This is a genomic window from Spirosoma spitsbergense DSM 19989 (assembly GCF_000374085.1).
In the GTDB taxonomy this organism is placed as follows: domain Bacteria; phylum Bacteroidota; class Bacteroidia; order Cytophagales; family Spirosomataceae; genus Spirosoma; species Spirosoma spitsbergense.
In genome coordinates this window covers 1-2,323 of record NZ_KB893504.1, presented here as the reverse complement: position 1 = coordinate 2,323, position 2,323 = coordinate 1, and the positions used below count along the sequence as shown (strand labels likewise).

3 protein-coding genes are annotated in these 2,323 nt (G+C 31.9%); all 3 read right to left on the bottom strand.

Annotated elements, in window-relative coordinates; translation table 11 throughout:
- Window positions 1–209: 209 nt before the first annotated feature.
- Genes B157_RS0112655 through B157_RS35210 form a run of 3 tightly spaced genes read right to left on the bottom strand, consistent with a single transcriptional unit; the run spans window position 210 to window position 2,253 of the window.
- Window positions 210–689, bottom strand: a complete 480-nt coding sequence (locus B157_RS0112655; protein ID WP_020603695.1) for a hypothetical protein — start codon at window positions 687–689, stop codon at window positions 210–212.
- The gene (locus B157_RS0112650; RefSeq protein WP_020603694.1) at window positions 677–1,105 is read right to left on the bottom strand and encodes a DNA-binding transcriptional response regulator; all 429 of its coding nucleotides are present in this window, start codon (window positions 1,103–1,105) and stop codon (window positions 677–679) included. The genes B157_RS0112655 and B157_RS0112650 overlap by 13 nt, the downstream gene beginning before the upstream one ends.
- The gene (locus B157_RS35210) at window positions 1,102–2,253 is read right to left on the bottom strand and encodes an ATP-binding protein (protein WP_020603693.1); all 1,152 of its coding nucleotides are present in this window, start codon (window positions 2,251–2,253) and stop codon (window positions 1,102–1,104) included. Before B157_RS35210 ends, B157_RS0112650 begins: the two co-directional genes overlap by 4 nt.
- Between the last annotated feature and the right edge of the window lie 70 nt (window positions 2,254–2,323).

Sequence of the window (2,323 nt, the reverse complement as noted above, 5' to 3'; positions counted from 1 at the left end):
GTCGTTAGTTGTATCCGTCATGATTGTGAAAATAAGGATTTTTCTTTTTCCCTTCTATTCACCCTCAGCCTTGACACAGTTCAGCGAGCAGTCTCTCGTTTATATTGGAAGCAGTAACAAATAGAATACTTTTCTATTTGTTACTGCTATTCACGGACTACATCACATTGAAAATTGACTTAATAATCTAACTCTAATCCTTCTAAACATTAAGATAACTTCCCTTTGACGAGTTCAAAAAGATCTGAATATCTCATTAAGGATCTACGTATTTCAATACATCTATCGTAGTCAAACTCTTCAGTTGATCCTTTTAGAGTCGTTTTACCGCCTTCTTTTACTTCCTTAGCATGCGCGAAAATATTACGTATTTTAATTACTTCTGTTGTATAATTCTCTGTAAAGTTCTTCAATTCATTAATCACCTTAACTTTACCAATTTTATTTAACGCTCTTGCTCTGACATAAGCACTAAATAATAAAGTGTCTTCAAGTAGACCGTCGATATCTGATTTTTCTTTGTATGTTTTAAAGTCCGCCGATTTTTTATCTAAAGATTCCTCTACAGTCTCAAATATATATTTAGCAATTGCAGAAGAAGCCTCAGTGCCTTCTTTAATAAATGAACTAGTTATATCTAACGATTCATCATCAAGAATACTCGTTTCCGCCATTATTAGGCCACGCATTGTATTAACTTCTTGATTTTTTTTATTGTCGTTTTTACGACTTTTTCAAATTTATCCTCAATTCCATCTCTTCCAGATGTATAAACACCTTCTAAACCTAAATCTTTAACGCTACTTCTAACGTTATCTATATCTTGTGAATAAAAAAGCACATCTGTATAAATTTCGCTTTCTCGAAGTTTTTCAATTATAGTATTACCAGTTTGAGAGTTTTGAAGATTAAAATCTACTAATATGAGATCGAAGTCAGCAAATCCGTTTTGTATAACTAACTCATCAATTTTATCTCCATCTTTAAATGAGGTCGGATTTAAACGAAATCCAAGATCATCGACACTTTCCTCAAAAAGTTTTTTTGTCGTGTCTAGCCATTCGTGATCATCTTCAATCCAAAGAATATTGTAATCTAATCTCATTTTGGTAAGTTTATAATAAGTTCAAATCCTTCTTTGAAAGCAGTATTAACTGAAATACTACCTTTCATATCGTTTATAATCTTACTAACATGTGAAAGTCCCAAACCCGAACCATTAGTAGTTGTAACACCTTCTTCAAAAATCGTTTGCCAATCAGCAATAGTAGGATCAAGCGGCTTACCAAAATCTCTAAAAACGACCATTAGATGGTTATCATCTTTAATAAATTCAATTTGCAGCTTAGTGGCTTTTTTCTTCCTAGAATTACTTACTAAATTATCTAATACAACTGAAATTTCAATTGGTTTAAAGTGCGTAGTAAATTCGATTTCTGGATTTATAAATTCTACATTGAAATCATCAAATAAGTACTGATAAATGTTTTCAAAATAGTCAATTATAAATTTTACAAGGTCTCCATTCGTGTCATTTGCTGCTTTTAGAAAATTACCTTTAGTCGTAAAAGTTGCAATAGCTCTTATTTTGTCATTCGCTAAGCTAATACTTTTTATAAAATCCAAAACGTCTGCTTTAGAAATGTCTGGTTTTTTATCATATTTTCTTTTAAAGAGGAGAACCCTCTTTCTGATGTTATCCGAATTAATGCCAATTATATGGTTCAAATCTCTGATATCATCATACTCAGTTGCTTTGACCGATTGAAGAAACCTAATTTGATTCTCCTTTACTTCTTTAGCTTTTTCTGCTTTTATGCGGGCTTCTTCTTCTAGTATTCTCTTTTTATCAGCTTCGATTGTTCTTTGCTCAGCCTCTTTTCTTTTTAATTCTTCTTCTCGCCTTTGCAATTCTTTTTCCTTTGCTTCTAATTCGGCCCTTTTCTTATCTCTCTCTGCTTGTTGTTTTTCTTTTTTTGCTTCTTCTTTCTCTTGTTCAGCTTGTTCCGCTTTATCTTCTGCCTCTTTTCTCTTTCTCTTTTCTTCTTCAGCTTCTCTTTCTGCTTTTTCTTTTTCTAATTTTAATTTATTATACTTTTCCTCGGCTGTTAACACTTGTGATTTAAACGTACTATCATCCGTCTTATCAGCTATCTTAATCAAAGATTTAAAGACTTTATCGGATACCCTTGATATATCTTCTTCTAGTACATTTATTAAATCTTTATTATAACTGAAGTTACGCAGGGTCAATGTTTAACAAGAGATTCTTTTGTTGGAGAAACCGGAGTTCAGCTAAAGCTGCCTGAATGGCTTTGATATA